We start from the raw sequence: 14,335 nt of genomic DNA, 5'->3' as shown, positions 1-14,335 counted from the left end.
AGCAGGGGCCCATTCCGGTCCCTGACAATCCATGGAGAGTGACATGAAGAGACGCGAATTTCTGGCCGCTTCGGCCGCAGCCGTTGCCGGCGCCGGCCTGATGCCGCGCTTTGCCTTTGCCGACGAGCACACGATCGAACTCTACAGCGGGTCCGATTCCAACATCATCGATCTCTGGAACAACGTCGTGCGTCCGGCCTTCGAAAAGGCCAACCCCGACCTGAAGCTCAAGGTCGTCGACGCCCAGGACAATAACGGCCTGCGCGCCATCGCCGATCGTGCGCTTGCCGCGTTGAAGACCAAGACCGATCCGAAGGCCGACATGTTCGAGCACTTCGATCCCCGCCTGCCGACCGACGGCATCAAGGAAGGCCTCTGGGTCAAGTTCTCGACCGAAAACACCCCGGACTATGCCAAGGTCAACCCGATGGCGATCGACAGCGACTACTCGCTGCCCTATCGCGGTTCGCAGGTGCTGCTCGCCTATGACAAGACCAAGCTCGACCCGAAGGACGCCCCGAAGACCTGGGATGCGCTGGTTGCCTGGATCAAGGCCAATCCCGGCCAGTTCATCTACAACCGTCCGGACAAGGGCGGCTCCGGCGGCAACTTCGTCCGCCGCGCCATCCACGAGGCCAATGGCCGCGATCCGTCGAAGTTCACCGTGGCGAACTACACCGAGGACTTCGCCGCCAAGGCTCTGCCGCCGGCCTGGAAGATCCTCAACGACATCGCCCCCTCGCTCTACGACAATGGCAGCTATACGGCCGGCAACAGCCAGTCGCTGCAGCTGCTCGCTCAGGGCGTCGTCACCATGACGCCGGTCTGGTCCGACCAGGTTCTCCAGGCGATCGCCCAGGGTGTCCTGCCGGAAGAAACCACCGGCCTCGTGCAGCTGACCGACCTCGCGCTCTGCGGCGGTTTCTCGCGCATGACCGTCTTCACCAACGGCGCCAACAAGGACGCCGCCATGAAGCTTGCCAACTACATGCTGTCTTCGGAGATGCAGGAAGCCATCATCACCAAGATCGGCGGCTTCCCGGGCGTTTCCTGGGAGAACATCTCTGACGACCTGCGCCAGAAATATGCCGACGTCATCCCGCAGACGATCCCGACCTTCCCGTCGGGCGATTGGGAAACCGCCGTCAATGACGGCTGGTACCGCAACGTGGCTCCGAACCTGAGCCGCAGCTAATGGCCGTCACCGGCATCGCGACAGCGCCGGTCGGCAATCTGGGACTGACGAGAAGGGGGCTCACCGGCCTTCTTCTCGTCGCCATTCCCGTCCTGCTGCTCTTCTGGCTGATCATCTATCCGATCTTTTCGGCGATTTACGACACGCTCTTCCTCGCCGACCAGACCGGAACACGTCATTTCTCCACCGAGTCCTACCGGTTCTTCTTTTCCGACGGCTACAGCCTCAACAATCTCTATCTGACGCTCTGGACGACGGCCGTCTGCGGCGTCCTGCTGATCGTCACCGCGCTGCCGATCGCGCTTTACCTGCGCTTTTCGACCAGCCGCCTTGCCGCCTATGTGCAGGGGCTGGCGATCTTTCCGATGTTCGTGCCGTCGATCATCCTCTCCTATGCGCTGATCCGCACCATCGGCCCGAACGGCGCCGTCGACATCATCCTCAACAGCGTCGGCCTGCCGAAGCTGCCCTCCCCCTATCTCTCCCCCTGGGGACCGGTGATCGGCCTCGTCTGGGACAACCTGCCGCTGACGGTTCTGATGCTCGTCGCCGGCCTGGGATCGATTTCCAACAACGCCATCGAAGCCGCCCGCGATGTCGGCGCCTCACCGTTCCGGGTGCTGGCCCATATCATTCTGCCGCGCATGGGCAATTCGCTGCTGGTCGCCGCCTCCTTCGCCGTGCTGGGCATCTTTTCTGCCTTCACCCTGCCCTATCTGCTCGGGCCAGCATCGCCGGAAATGATGGGGCCGTTCATGCAGCGGACCTTCAACGACCTCAACGATCCGCTGAACGCCACGACGCAGGCCGTCGTCACCTTCGGCTTCTGCCTGTTCTTCGGCATCTTCTACGTCTACTCGATCGCCAGAAACCGGGAGAAGAGCTGATGGCCATCCTCACTTCCTCCCCGCGCCGCATCGACTGGACCGGCTGGACGCTCGCCGTCCTGCTGACGCTCTTCATCGCCCTGCCGCTGCTCGTCGTCGGCACCTGGGCCTTCACCGAGGTCTGGCGTTATCCCTCCCTGCTGCCGCAGCAGTTCGGACTGCGCTTCTGGCACCAGACGCTGGCCCGTCAGGATGTCTGGGACGCGCTGTTCATGAGCCTGCGCCTGACATTCACCGTGACGATCCTTTCGGCAATCATCTGCCTGCCGGCGGCCTACGCCTTCGCCCGGCTGAAATTTCCCGGCCGCAACATCTTCTTCCTCTCCTTCCTCGCTTCGCACGCCTTCCCGAAATTCGGTCTCCTGGTGGCGATTGCGGCGATCTTCCTGAAGCTCGGGCTGATCAGCACCTTCTGGGGCGTCGTCCTCATCCAGCTCGTCGGCACGCTGATGCTGATGATCTGGATACCGGTTGCCGCCTTCCAGTCCGTCGACCGCCGGATGGAGGAAGCCGCGCGTGACGCCGGCGCCGGGCCTTTGCGCGTCTTCTGGTCGATCACCCTGCCGCAGGCCTTCCCGACCATTGCCGCAGCCCTGCTTCTGACCTTCGTCGCCACCTTCTACGAAACCGAAGGCGCATGGCTGATCGGCACGCCCGACATCCGCACCATGCCGGTCCTGATGATCACCTTCATCAACAACCAGATCGTCGTTCAGTACGGCGCCGTCCTCTCGGTGATGCTGTGGGTTCCCTCCTTCATTGCCCTCATGTTCGCCCGCCGCGTTGTCGGCGCCGGTGCCTTCGCCAAGGGATTCGGTGCATGAGACGGACAGGACTTCAATTCAGAAAGGCATTCCCATGGCCCGCTTGAGCATGAAGCAGGTATCGAAGAGCTTCGGCACCGCCCATGCCGTCCGCGATTTCTCGCTGGAGGTCGAAGACGGCGAACTCGTCTGCCTGCTCGGCCCCTCCGGCTCCGGCAAGTCGACATTGCTCCGGATGATCGGCGGCTTCGAGCAACCGACCGGGGGTGCAGTCGAGATCGACGGAGAGAACGTCACGCGCCTGCCGCCGGAACGCCGCCCGACCGGCATGGTCTTCCAGAGCCACGCCCTCTGGAGCCACATGAACGTGTTCTCCAACATCGCCTTCGGCCTGAAATTGAAGGGTATGCCGAAAGCCGATATCCGCAACCGCGTGGAGGAGGCGCTGACGCTGGTCGGCCTCTCCGGCTACGGCAAGCGCATGACCTGGCAGCTCTCCGGCGGCCAGCAGCAGCGCGTGGCGCTGGCCCGCTCGCTCGTGCTGGAGCCGAAGATCCTGCTGCTCGACGAACCCTTTGCGAGCCTCGACCAGCACTTACGCGAGCGGCTTCGCGAAGAGGTGCGCGACATCCAGCAGCGCCTCGGTATCACCACGCTGTTCGTCACCCACGGACAGGACGAAGCACTGGCGCTGGCAGACCGCATCGTCGTCATGCGCGACGGCGTCAGCGAACAGGCCGCCGCTCCCGATGCCATCTACCGCCGCCCGGAAACCGAATTTGTGGCCGGCTTCATCGGCTCGATGAACTTCGTCAAGGGCCAGGTCCGCTCGGGCTATTTCGACCATCCCCTTTTCCCGGTCGCAGTCCATGCGCCGGACGGTCCCGCGACACTCGCCGTGCGCCCGGAAGCGATCCGCGTCGACCCCGCCCGCAACGGAACGGCGGCATCGATCCACCGCGCGACCGATTTTGGTACCCACCTGATCGTCGACGTCGACCTGACCGACGGCACGCGGCTGAAGGCGATGACCTCGCCCGGCCGGCAAATGACGCAGGGCATGTTCGTCACGCCGACGATCAGCGCCTATAGCCTCTTCCGGGACAACCGGATAATCTTCCGATCCGACATCCCCGCCGAAACCCAAGCTCCGGAATTTCTCGCCCATGCCTGACGGTATCTTTCTTGAAAGAGACGGCCACAAGACGTGGCTGAAATGGCATCGCGGCCACAAGCAGGCCGGCGACATTTCGTTCACCTGGGAGAGGATCGCCGAGGGCATGCGCCTCGGCGCCAGCCTCGAGATCGACCTGCTCTGCCATGCCGGCGGCGGCTTCGTCGTCCTGCACGACAAGACGCTCGACCGAGCGACGACAGGAACCGGACCGGTGGCGACCGCCACGCCCGGGCAGCTTGCCGCCCTGAACCTGCGCGACGCATCAGGCAACCCGACCGACCATCCCGTGATGTTGTTCGACACGCTCTGCCAGCGCCTTGCCGGCCAGCAATCCGGCGAAGGCGCGCTCCTGCAACTCGACATGAAGGAGGGCGCGGCAGCGCTTGGCGATAGACAGGTTGCCGCCTTTGCGCAAGCGATCGCGCCGGTGAAGCACCTCGCCATTCTCTCCGGCGGCGATGCCGAGGCTGTCTCGCGCCTCTCCGCCGCCGTTCCGGGCATGCGGATCGGTTACGACCCGTGCCACTTCGGCGTCGCGGAAAAGACGGCACGCACCGGCGAATTCGAACGCTTTGTCGAAACGGCTCTCTCCGATTCCCCGAAAGCGGAAATGATCTATCTGGAATATGAGCTGGTTCTGACCGCCGAGCGCGCCGGCTTCGATCTGGTCGCGGCCTTTCATGCAGCCGGCCGCCGCATCGACGCCTACACGATCACCGGCGCCACGGCGGAAAATCACCCGGCGGTCGTAAGGCTCCTGGCCGCCAGGGTCGATCAGATCACCACCGACGACCCGGTCGGCCTCGAAGGACTGATGACCGGCTGATCAGCCGGCAAAGCCCTGAACCAGCCACGAATGCAGCGCCGGTGTCGCGGCGAGCACATCTCCGTTCACCCCGACCGGACCGCCCGTGAACCCGGTGACGATCCCGCCCGCCTCGCGCACGAGCAGGGCCGCCGCCCCGTAGTCATGCAGCGACAGTCCGTCCTCGAAAAATCCGTCGAGACGGCCGGCGGCGACATAGGCCGTCGACAATGCCGCCGAACCGAGGCGGCGCACGCCGGCTGTATTGTCCATCAGCCGCCGCAGTGCGGAATGATACCGGTCCACGCCGACCGACTTCACCTGTCCCGGCACGGGAAGCCCCGCACCCACGATCACGTTCTCGACGTTGCCTTCTTCGCCACAGACCAGCCGCTCGCCGTTGAGATAGGCGCCGCCATCCTTCTCGGCGCTGAAAAGCTCGTCGAGCATCGGATCGTAGACGGCACCGGCGATCAACTCGCCGCCCTCCTCGATCAGCACCGTCATGCCGAAATGCGGAAGACCCCAGGCGAAATTTGTCGTGCCGTCGATCGGGTCGATGTGGATCACCGGCGCGCCGTCACGGCCCGTCCGATCGCTCATCTGCTCCTCGCCATGGATCGTGTAGTCCGGAAAGGCTTCGGCGAGCCGCCCGGCAATCTCCGCTTCGACGGCGCGGTCGATTTCGGTCTGGTAATCGCGCGGCCCCTTGGACACCATCTGGCTCGAATACCGCCGCTTCAGCGAACCGCGCGCCAGAATGCCGGCCTGAAGCACGGTTTCGGCAAGGGTCACGAGGCGGGAGGAAGCCTGCGGCGAGAGGCGGGCGAGAACGGAACTGTCTGTCATGGGAAGAACTGCCGGATGAGCTGGAGAGATGGAACAGGCTGGACCTCTATGCCGGCCCGGCGTGATCCTTTTATGAAGAAGGGCGGCGCGAATGACACAGCGCCGCCCTCCGGGGGCCTTACTTGGATGCGCCGGCCGTCAGGCCTTCGATGAACTTGCGCTGGAAGATCAGGTAGACGACGACGATCGGCAGGATGACGAGCACCGCCCCGGCCGTCAGTACCGGCGTATTGACCGTGTAACGTCCCTGGAAGAACAGCATGCCGAGCGGCATCGTCCGGTAGACGTCGTCGTTGACGAGGATCAGCGGAATCAGGAACTCGTTCCAGGTCCAGATGAACAGGAACAGGCCGAGCGTCGAGACGGCAGGTTTCAGAAGCGGAATGACGACGCGCCGCAAGATCAGCGTCCTTGATGCCCCGTCGAGCATCGCCGCCTCGAGAATGTCCTTCGGCAACTGCTCCATGGCGCTCGCCATGAAGATCGTCGCGAACGGCACCGACATCGCGATCTGCGGTAGGATCATCGCCCAGTAGGAATTGATCAGTCCCAGATAGCGCATCTCGTAATAGAGCGGGATGATGAAGGCCTCCGTCGGCACCATCATCCCGATCGTCAGCACCACGAATGTCAGCTTCTTGAATGGGAAAGACAGGAAGGCGAAGGCGAAGCCCGTCAGGACGCCGAGCACGATGCTGACGGCCACCACCGGAATGACGACGATGATCGAGTTCCAGAAGTAGATGCCGAAATGCCCGTCCACCCAGGCGCTGACATAATTCTCGAAATGCGGATAGGCCGGCAGCACGAAGGCGCCCTTGAACAGGTCCTCCTTGCTCTTGATCGAGGTCAGCAGCAGCAGTCCGAACGGAAACACCGTCATCAGCGAGAACATCCACATGATGACGCGGAACGAAAACGTCTTGGCGGTGCTGTTTGGTGAGTAACCCGCCATCAGCGTGCCCTCCCGTCGGCAGGCCGAACGAAGCGGTGGACGATGTAGTTGACGACGAAGATCAGGATCGCGCCGATGATGGCGACAGACGCCGCATAGCCGAAGCGGTTCAGGTGGAAGCCCAGTTCATACATGTAGATGTTCGGGACCAGCGTCGCATTGGCCGGCCCCCCTCGGGTCATGGTGAAGATGAGGTCGAAGCTCTTGATCGAGGCGATGATCGTCAGAAGCAGAACGACACGAATTTCCGGCAGGAACAGCGGCAGGGTGATGCGGTAAAAGATGTACCACGGCTTGGCGCCGTCGACGCGGGCCGCTTCGAACAGCGACGGATCGATGCGCTGCAGGCCTGTCAGGAAGATCACCATGCAAAAACCGAAATAGTACCAGGCCGCGACCATGCCGACGGCCGGAAGCGCGAAGGTGAAATCACCGAGCCAGGGCAGCGCGATCGCGCCGAGCCCCATCAGCTTCAGACCCTGGTTGATCGGTCCGAAGGCCGGATTGTAGAGCCAGTGCCAGATGATGCCGAGCACGGCGGACGGCATGATGTAGGGCATGAACAGCAGCGTTCTGATCGCCAGCTGTTCCTTGGCGCGAATGGAGCTGACGATCGCAGCCAGCACGATGCCGATCGCAAGCGGCACGACGCAATAAAAGATCATCAGGACGGCGTTGTTGCGCAGCGAGATGAAGAAGCGGCTGTCACTGAACAGCTCGATGTAATTGCCGAAGCCGACGAAATCCGGCGCGCTGATACCGTTCCATTTCGTCAGGCTGAGATAGATCGCCGCCAGGATCGGCAGGAGCACGAACGCGGCATAGATGATCAGGCCCGGCAGGACGAAGATAAGGTTCTTGCGCACGGGAGCGTCAAGGACGGAGGCTTTCATTCTAACTCCTCGTGAGGGCGGCCGCACGAATGCGGCCGCGGGAATTTTCGATCCGCCGAAGCTTACTTCTTGCTCGCCAGATAGCCCTGGTAGTCCTTGTCGAGAGCCTCGACGAACTGCTCCGGCGTCTCGGTGTCGGCGAGAAGCAGCGGGGTGTTGTCGTCATAGGTCTTCAGCATGGTCGGGCTTGCCCAGTCCGGATAGTGACCGATGGCGTCGGCAGCGTTCAGCGTCTTCCACATGGAAATGCCTTCGCTGAGCAGCGGCGACATGTCGATGCTCGTGCCTTCCGGCAGTGCGGTCGACGGGAAGTAGCCGGCCTTGGCCCATTCGACGGCGGCTTCAGGCGAAACCATGTAGTCGATGTAGGCGCCGGCCGTGTCCTGCTCTTCCTTGGTCTTGGCGATGCTGGTGATTGCCCAGGCAAGGTCGACACCGCCGACGGTCAGCGGATGCTCGACGCCTTCCGGAGCCGGGATCGGCATGAAGTGAATGTCCGGATTGGCCTTCATGTCGCCGAAGTACCAGGTACCCGACACGAGGAAGGCGGACTGGCCGGCGATGAAGAGCTGCACGGCGTCGTCGCCGGAAATACCCTGGTAACCGTCCGTGAAATAGCCGTCCTTCGCCCAATGCTGGACGAGCTTGGCGGCTTCGAGGTTGCCGGGCGTGTTGAAGCTGCCGCCGCGGCCGTAGATCAGGTCGTCGAGTTCCTTGCGGTTCTTCGAGTCGATCTGCGCCTGGCTGATGGCGGCGATCAGGTGCAGGGCGAGGTGCTGCTTGGCGGTGCCCATGGTGATCGGCGTCGTGCCCTTGGCCTTGAGCTTGTCGAGGGCGGCTTCGAAGTCGGCGAAGTTCTTCAGCGGCAGTTCGACGCCGGCGTCCTTCAGAAGCTTCTCGTTGTAGAACAGGCCGACCATTTCGCCGAGGCCGGAGATGCCGTAGGTCTTGCCTTCGCCGAACTGTCCGGTGTCGGACCAGCGGTCACGTGCCAGAAGGCTGTCCGATTGGCGCTTGTCCCAGCCGTACTTGGAAATGTAGTCGTCAACCGGCTGCAGCAGGCCTTCCTTGACCATGGCGCCCATGTCGCCGGCGCCCTGGTTGACCTTGGTCACCATCGGGCCGTCACCGGCCGAAACGGCGAGCTTCAGGGTCAGCGCCAGATCGTCGAACGTGCGCTGGGTGCGAATGACCTTGACGTCCGGATGAGCCGCTTCGAAGTTCTTGTTCAGCGTTTCCATGACGGCGCTCTGGCCCTCATAGGTGTAGTCGTCCCATACCGGCAGGTCGGCTGCAACGGCAGCGTGCGACGCCGAGAGGATCATGACCGCAGCAGCCGTCGTGGTCGCCGTGGACATGCGTGAGCGTAGCTTCATGCGCATGAGGATTGTGTCAAACATTTCCTAGCCCTTCTGGATTTGAACCCTTGTTTGTCGTTACCGTTCACCCTGCGCAAACCTTCTGTTTGCGCAAGGCATTTTCCGCCCGGATGCGTGTCCGGCGAACTGTCCCCGCTTCAGCAGCGGATGAAAAATTTGCGATTTCGGCCCCTGTTCTTGGCCCCGGGTTTGATCTAGCTTCCCGCCAATCCGCCCGCCGCTTCGCCTCTCGCAAAACGCGAGCGTGCCGCCCGCCAGTCACAAGAGGATGACAGACATGACCGAGAAGACCTCCGCGCTTTCCATCCGCCGCGCGACGGAAGCAGACATGGACGCGCTGTACGAGATCTGCCTGAAAACCGCCGACAGTGGCTCGGATGCAAGCGCCCTTTACAGCAACCCCAAACTGCCAGGCTACATCTGGGCCGCGCCCTACGGCAAGTTCGAGCCGGATTTCACCTTCCTGCTCGACGACGGCGAAAAGGCGATCGGCTATGTGATCGGCACACCCGACACGGCGGCGTTCAGCGCCCGTCTTGCAGCCGAGTGGTGGCCTGACATCCGCAAGATCGTTGCCGGCATGCAGCCGTCCGCACCGCTCGACGCCGGTGCGCTGGAGCGCATCGCCAATCCGGATCGCCCGCTTGCCGACCTGCATGCAGAATATCCCGCGCATCTGCACATCAACATCCTGCCCGGCGCGCAGTCGTCCGGCTGGGGGCGACGTCTGATCGAGACGCAACTGGAGGCGCTGAAGGCGCATGGTGCGGCCGGTATCCATCTTGGCGTCAGCCCCACCAACGAAAAGGCGAAGGGCTTCTACCGCCACCTCGGCTTCGAAGACATCAGCCGTGACGGCCACGTCATCTTCGGCATGAAATTCAGGGCCTGACGCGACAACAGCAGCGGACCGTTCATACAGTCGCGGCGCCGTCGCGGGAAACGCATCATGCCTTTGGCAGATCAATCCTGGAACGGCGCGCGCTGCGGTCATGGTAAGACGCCTCCACCAGGGCAGCACCACGCCTGAAACCGGGATGCCAACGCCACCGGGCGGGCGCAAAACCCGCTTCCACGCGATGTCTCATCCGATCCCATCGTCAGCATATGCCGCTCTTTCCGTTCAAGGTTAGGCGAGCGTACAAACACCGATCATTATTTGTCAAGGAGGTAGACAAATGAATCGGAATTTGCCAATTGATTGGCAACGAGAGCGCTGAAATCGTCGTCCATCGGCATGAAGAGGCCGATTTTGACGATCTCGGGCCACAATTAGGACCGCGTCCCTGACGAACTGGAGTACCATGGTGCCAAACGCCGCTGATCGGCCCGTCGCCCGCAAGATTTCCATCAACGCGGTCATGCGCACCATCCTCCAGCAAGGTCCGCAGTCGAGGACGAGCATCGCCAAGATAACCGGGCTTTCGAAACAGACCATATCCGAAGTCGTCCGCGATCTCGAGAACGATGCATGGCTCGTCCCGGTCGGACATATCGAGGCCAAGGCCGGCCGCAATGCGCTGGGTTACGAGATCAACCATCGAGCAGCTTTCGCCGTCGGCATGGACATCGGCGGCACGAAAATCGCGGCGGCCGTGACGGATCTCGCCGGCAACATCCTCTCCGAAACGGTCGTGCCGACCGACAAGCGTGGCGGTGAACACCTCGTCGCACAGCTGGAGACCGTGGTTGCCGACCTCATGACGGAGGCCGGCGCACCGCGCTCAAAGCTCAGCATCGCCGTCCTCGGCACGCCGGGCTACCAGCAACCGGGAACCGGTCATATCGCGATCGCCCCGAATATTCCCGGTCTCGATTCCATCGATCTGCGTGGCCTTCTCTCCACAAGGCTAGGCGTGCCGGTCGAAATCGAGAACGACGTCAACCTTGCGGCCTGTGGCGAGCAGTGGCGGGGCCACGGCAAGGAGATCGACAACTTCGCCTTCGTGGCGTTCGGCACCGGCGTCGGAATGGGTCTGATCGCCAATGGCAAGCTGGTGCGCGGCGCGCGCGGCGGAGCGGGCGAGATCGCCTATTTGCCGATCGGCGCTGACCCTTACGATTCCCGCGGCTTCCTGCTCGGAACGCTGGAGAGCTCAATCGGCAGCGTTGCGATTTCCGAGCGCTATCAGGGCTTCGGCGGAAAGGCGGGAAGCACCGTTCGCGATATCTTCGCGGCACTCGAAACCGGCGATCAGGCGGCGGTCGCCGCGCTGGAGGAAACAGGGCGCATCGCCGCATCGGCACTTGCCGCCATCGCCGCGATCCTGGATCCCGAACTCGTCGTGCTCGGCGGCAGCATCGGCGCGCGGCAGGAACTGATGGACGTCATCTGCCGCCACCTGCCGCGCTGCACGCCACTGCCGCTGCGCCTGGAACTCAGCCAGTTCGGCAGCCGTGCGGCCTTGATGGGTGCCGTCGGCGTCGCCACCAATCGCATGCACGAGACCCTCTTCGGAGTGGAAATCCAGCTTCCCGGCTGACATAGTGGTTTCATCGCACATCTGAAGGACTGCGGTCGACCGTGGCAGCGTCTTCGGCCCCTGGATCGACAGGCCCGGCTCGCGGCGTGACATAATCGCTATCCGTACCATAATTTTGATTTCCTCGTATATTTTGCTATTTGCCATATACTCGGATTGCCATAGATGATGGATGCGAGCCGCGCCGGCCGAAAGCGACCACCCAATGTGATCTTGAGCGCGCGTCAAAGAGAGGAAATGGACCGATGAAGACTTCCATTGCAACCGTCTCGATCAGCGGCACACTGGGCGAAAAGCTGGAGGCGATTGCCGCCGCCGGTTTCGACGGTGTCGAGATCTTCGAAAACGACTTCCTCACCTTTGACGCCTCGCCGCGCGATGTCGGCAACATGGTCCGCGACGCCGGGCTTGAGATCACGCTGTTTCAGCCGTTCCGCGATTTCGAAGGCATGCCGGAGCCGCAGCGATCCCGCGCGTTCGACCGCGCCGAACGCAAGTTCGACATCATGCAGGAACTCGGCACCGACCTGATGCTCGTCTGCTCCAACATCTCCCCGATCTCGCTCGGCGGCATCGATCGCGCGGCCGACGATTTTCGTGAGCTCGGCGAGCGCGCGGCAAAGCGTGGACTGCGCGTCGGCTACGAGGCACTCGCCTGGGGCCGACACATCAATGACCACCGCGACGCCTGGGAAATCGTTCGCCGTGCCGACCACCCGAATATCGGCCTCATCCTCGACTCCTTCCATACGCTCTCCCGAAAGATCGACGTCAATTCGATCCGCTCCATCCCCGGCGACCGCATTTTCATCGTCCAGCTCGCCGACGCGCCGCTGATCGACATGGATCTGCTCTACTGGAGCCGGCATTTCCGCAACATGCCGGGCGAAGGCGATCTGCCGGTCGTCGCCTTCATGCGCGCCGTTGCAGCAACGGGCTATAACGGTCCCCTGTCCCTGGAAATCTTCAACGACCAGTTCCGCGGCGGCGCTCCGAAACTGGTTTCCAATGACGGCCACCGGTCTCTGATCCACCTGATGGACAGGGTCAGGAGGGAAGAGCCGGGAATTGCGATCGCGTCGAAGGCGATGCCGGACAGGGCGGAGGTGAGCGGGGTCGAGTTCATCGAATTCGCAACCAGCCAACGGGAAGCGCAGACGCTTTCGAAACTCCTGCGGATGATGGGCTTCCGTGCTTTCGCTCGCCACAAGTCCAAGGCCGTCACCCTGTTCCGCCAGGGCGCCATCAATCTCGTGGTCAACACCGAGCACGAGGGCTTTGCCCATTCCACCTTTGCCGTCCACGGCACATCGGCCTACGCGATGGGCCTGAAGGTGGGAGATGCTGCGGCCGCGCTGAAGCGCGCCCAGGCGCTCGATGCCGTCCCCTTTGAGCAGGCCGTCGGGCCCGGCGAGTTGAACATTCCGGCCATCCGCGGCACCGGCGAGGGACTGATCTACTTCATCGACGACAAGAGCGAACTCGCTCGGGTCTGGGACATCGAGTTCGAACCGATGCAGGACGAAAACCCGCCGGTCGACGCCGCCCTCACCCGCATCGACCATGTGGCGCAGACGATGCGCTCGGACGAACTGCCTTCGGCGTTGCTGTTCTACACGTCGATTTTCGACCTCGCCAAGACCCCGCAGGTCGACATACCCGACCCGAGTGGGCTGGTCCGCAGCCAGGTCGTCGAAAGCAGCGACGGCAGCCTGCGTATCACGCTCAACGGCGCCGAGAACCGCAAGACACTCGCCGGCCACTTCATGGCCGAAAGCTTCGGCTCCGCCATCCAGCATCTGGCCTTTGCAACGGACGATATTTTCGCGACGGCCGAGGCGCTGGCCGAAAACGGCCTGCAACCCCTGCAAATCCCGCGCAATTACTATGACGATGTCGAGGCCCGCTTCGGCCTGGAGCCGGCGCTTGCCGATCGTCTGCGCGCCCACAACATTCTCTATGATCAGGATGCGGACGGCGAGTATTTCCAGCTCTACAGCCCGGTGTTCGGCGAAGGCTTCTTCTTCGAGATCGTCGAGCGCCGAGGGAATTATCGCGGCTATGGTGCGCCGAACGCACCCTTCCGCATCGCCGCCCAGAAGCGGCACATGAAGCCGGAAGGCATTCCCACCCGCTGAAGCCGAGGGACAGGCCCTCTCCCTCAGCGCGGCAGGATGATCGAATTCGCGACTTCCATCAGCTGCGGAGCTATTTCCTTGTGAACCCGCTCAAGGGACCATTTGAGGCTGGAAACGGAGCACTGGACCGTGCCGCCCACCTCGCCGTTCTTGGTGAAGACAGGCGCTGCGATGCCGATCTCGTTGATGATGTTCTGGTTGACCGCGATCCCGTAACCGAGCGCGGCGGCTTCCTCGACCTCCCTGGCAATGATCGATCGGTCCGTGATGGTCTTCGGCGTGATCTGATCGATCGGCCAGGTCTCGAGCGCTTCCTTGCGCCGCGCCTCGTCAAAATGCGCCAGCATGATGCGACCCGATGACGAACTGAGCGCCTGCACGCGGCGGCCGACCACCATCGCCGAGAAGCTGGTGAGTTGCGTTGGAATGCGCACCACGTAAATGATGTCCGACCCCATCGGCCGGGCCGCGTTGATGCGCTCGCCGAGGCTGCGGCTGAGCTCGATCAGCTTCGGCATGGCCAACTGCACGAACGGATCTGACGACAGATAGCTGGCGGCCAGTTCCAGGAACTTCAGCGACGGCCTGAAACGACGGCTGTCCGCATCCTTTTCCAGATAGCCGATCTTGTGCAAGGTGTTGGCCAGCCGTTGGGCGGCACTCTTGTCGAGATCGGTCAGTTCGGCAAGCTCGGTCAGGCCGAGTTCGGCGTGATGCAGCCCGAACGCCGCCATGACGCGCATGCCCTTTTCGAGCGACCCGACAAACAGCGTGTCCTGCTTCTTCTTCTCCCCCTCAGACATTTTGCTC

General features: G+C 62.8%; 13 protein-coding genes. 8 read left to right on the top strand and 5 right to left on the bottom strand.

Going from position 1 to position 14,335, the window contains the following annotated elements; all coding sequences use genetic code 11:
- Positions 1–43 precede the first annotated feature (43 nt).
- The 5 genes from NN662_RS03320 to NN662_RS03300 are packed head-to-tail and all read left to right on the top strand — an operon-like array spanning position 44 to position 4,849.
- Positions 44–1,195: an extracellular solute-binding protein gene (locus NN662_RS03320; protein WP_261928890.1), complete on the top strand. Its 1,152-nt coding sequence runs from the start codon at positions 44–46 to the stop codon at positions 1,193–1,195.
- Positions 1,195–2,082, top strand: coding sequence for an ABC transporter permease (locus NN662_RS03315; protein WP_261928889.1), 888 nt, complete (start codon positions 1,195–1,197; stop codon positions 2,080–2,082). The genes NN662_RS03320 and NN662_RS03315 overlap by 1 nt, the downstream gene beginning before the upstream one ends.
- Positions 2,082–2,906 carry an ABC transporter permease gene (locus NN662_RS03310; protein WP_261928888.1) on the top strand — a complete coding sequence of 275 codons (825 nt, stop codon included), beginning with the start codon at positions 2,082–2,084 and terminating at the stop codon, positions 2,904–2,906. The genes NN662_RS03315 and NN662_RS03310 overlap by 1 nt, the downstream gene beginning before the upstream one ends.
- A gap of 34 nt (positions 2,907–2,940) precedes the next feature.
- Positions 2,941–4,020, top strand: a complete 1,080-nt coding sequence (locus tag NN662_RS03305) for an ABC transporter ATP-binding protein (protein WP_261928887.1) — start codon at positions 2,941–2,943, stop codon at positions 4,018–4,020.
- The gene (locus NN662_RS03300; protein ID WP_261928886.1) at positions 4,013–4,849 is read left to right on the top strand and encodes a glycerophosphodiester phosphodiesterase; all 837 of its coding nucleotides are present in this window, start codon (positions 4,013–4,015) and stop codon (positions 4,847–4,849) included. Before NN662_RS03305 ends, NN662_RS03300 begins: the two co-directional genes overlap by 8 nt.
- Here the strand turns inward: NN662_RS03300 and NN662_RS03295 are convergent, their stop codons facing one another.
- The 4 genes from NN662_RS03295 to NN662_RS03280 all read right to left on the bottom strand — a co-directional run bounded on the left by NN662_RS03295 (position 4,850) and on the right by NN662_RS03280 (position 8,883).
- Positions 4,850–5,677, bottom strand: a complete 828-nt coding sequence (locus tag NN662_RS03295) for an inositol monophosphatase family protein (RefSeq protein WP_261928885.1) — start codon at positions 5,675–5,677, stop codon at positions 4,850–4,852.
- 118 nt (positions 5,678–5,795) lie between these two features.
- Positions 5,796–6,632, bottom strand: coding sequence for a carbohydrate ABC transporter permease (locus tag NN662_RS03290; RefSeq protein WP_261928884.1), 837 nt, complete (start codon positions 6,630–6,632; stop codon positions 5,796–5,798).
- Positions 6,632–7,525: a carbohydrate ABC transporter permease gene (locus tag NN662_RS03285; protein WP_261928883.1), complete on the bottom strand. Its 894-nt coding sequence runs from the start codon at positions 7,523–7,525 to the stop codon at positions 6,632–6,634. Before NN662_RS03285 ends, NN662_RS03290 begins: the two co-directional genes overlap by 1 nt.
- A 62-nt stretch (positions 7,526–7,587) precedes the next feature.
- Entirely contained in the window at positions 7,588–8,883 is a 1,296-nt protein-coding gene (locus tag NN662_RS03280) for an extracellular solute-binding protein (protein WP_261931851.1), read from the bottom strand.
- Positions 8,884–9,181: 298 nt separating this feature from the next.
- Between NN662_RS03280 and NN662_RS03275 the strand changes: the two genes are divergently transcribed.
- The 3 genes from NN662_RS03275 (at position 9,182) to NN662_RS03265 (ending at position 13,525) form a co-directional block, all read left to right on the top strand.
- Positions 9,182–9,796, top strand: coding sequence for a GNAT family N-acetyltransferase (locus tag NN662_RS03275; RefSeq protein WP_261928882.1), 615 nt, complete (start codon positions 9,182–9,184; stop codon positions 9,794–9,796).
- 412 nt (positions 9,797–10,208) lie between these two features.
- Entirely contained in the window at positions 10,209–11,387 is a 1,179-nt protein-coding gene (locus NN662_RS03270) for an ROK family transcriptional regulator (RefSeq protein WP_261928881.1), read from the top strand.
- A 245-nt stretch (positions 11,388–11,632) separates the two neighbouring features.
- Positions 11,633–13,525, top strand: coding sequence for a bifunctional sugar phosphate isomerase/epimerase/4-hydroxyphenylpyruvate dioxygenase family protein (locus NN662_RS03265; RefSeq protein ID WP_261928880.1), 1,893 nt, complete (start codon positions 11,633–11,635; stop codon positions 13,523–13,525).
- Positions 13,526–13,548: 23 nt separating this feature from the next.
- Here NN662_RS03265 and NN662_RS03260 read toward each other — a convergent pair whose 3' ends face one another.
- A complete protein-coding gene (locus NN662_RS03260; RefSeq protein ID WP_261928879.1) occupies positions 13,549–14,328 on the bottom strand; it encodes an IclR family transcriptional regulator in 780 nt (259 codons plus the stop codon).
- Positions 14,329–14,335: the final 7 nt, after the last annotated feature.

The organism is Rhizobium sp. NRK18, from assembly GCF_024385575.1.
GTDB lineage: Bacteria > Pseudomonadota > Alphaproteobacteria > Rhizobiales > Rhizobiaceae > JANFMV01.
Note: the sequence above shows the minus strand (reverse complement) of the source record. Positions and strands in the feature narration are given on the sequence as shown.

Excerpts from the sequence above, each read along its gene's own strand:
- NN662_RS03320 (WP_261928890.1), top strand. The coding sequence starts at position 44 with ATGAAGAGACGCGAATTTCTGGCCGCTTCGGCCGCAGCCGTTGCCGGC.
- NN662_RS03315 (WP_261928889.1), top strand. The coding sequence starts at position 1,195 with ATGGCCGTCACCGGCATCGCGACAGCGCCGGTCGGCAATCTGGGACTG.
- NN662_RS03310 (WP_261928888.1), top strand. The coding sequence starts at position 2,082 with ATGGCCATCCTCACTTCCTCCCCGCGCCGCATCGACTGGACCGGCTGG.
- NN662_RS03305 (WP_261928887.1), top strand. The coding sequence starts at position 2,941 with ATGGCCCGCTTGAGCATGAAGCAGGTATCGAAGAGCTTCGGCACCGCC.
- NN662_RS03300 (WP_261928886.1), top strand. The coding sequence starts at position 4,013 with ATGCCTGACGGTATCTTTCTTGAAAGAGACGGCCACAAGACGTGGCTG.
- NN662_RS03295 (WP_261928885.1), bottom strand. The coding sequence starts at position 5,677 with ATGACAGACAGTTCCGTTCTCGCCCGCCTCTCGCCGCAGGCTTCCTCC.
- NN662_RS03290 (WP_261928884.1), bottom strand. The coding sequence starts at position 6,632 with ATGGCGGGTTACTCACCAAACAGCACCGCCAAGACGTTTTCGTTCCGC.
- NN662_RS03285 (WP_261928883.1), bottom strand. The coding sequence starts at position 7,525 with ATGAAAGCCTCCGTCCTTGACGCTCCCGTGCGCAAGAACCTTATCTTC.
- NN662_RS03280 (WP_261931851.1), bottom strand. The coding sequence starts at position 8,883 with ATGTCCACGGCGACCACGACGGCTGCTGCGGTCATGATCCTCTCGGCG.
- NN662_RS03275 (WP_261928882.1), top strand. The coding sequence starts at position 9,182 with ATGACCGAGAAGACCTCCGCGCTTTCCATCCGCCGCGCGACGGAAGCA.
- NN662_RS03270 (WP_261928881.1), top strand. The coding sequence starts at position 10,209 with ATGGTGCCAAACGCCGCTGATCGGCCCGTCGCCCGCAAGATTTCCATC.
- NN662_RS03265 (WP_261928880.1), top strand. The coding sequence starts at position 11,633 with ATGAAGACTTCCATTGCAACCGTCTCGATCAGCGGCACACTGGGCGAA.
- NN662_RS03260 (WP_261928879.1), bottom strand. The coding sequence starts at position 14,328 with ATGTCTGAGGGGGAGAAGAAGAAGCAGGACACGCTGTTTGTCGGGTCG.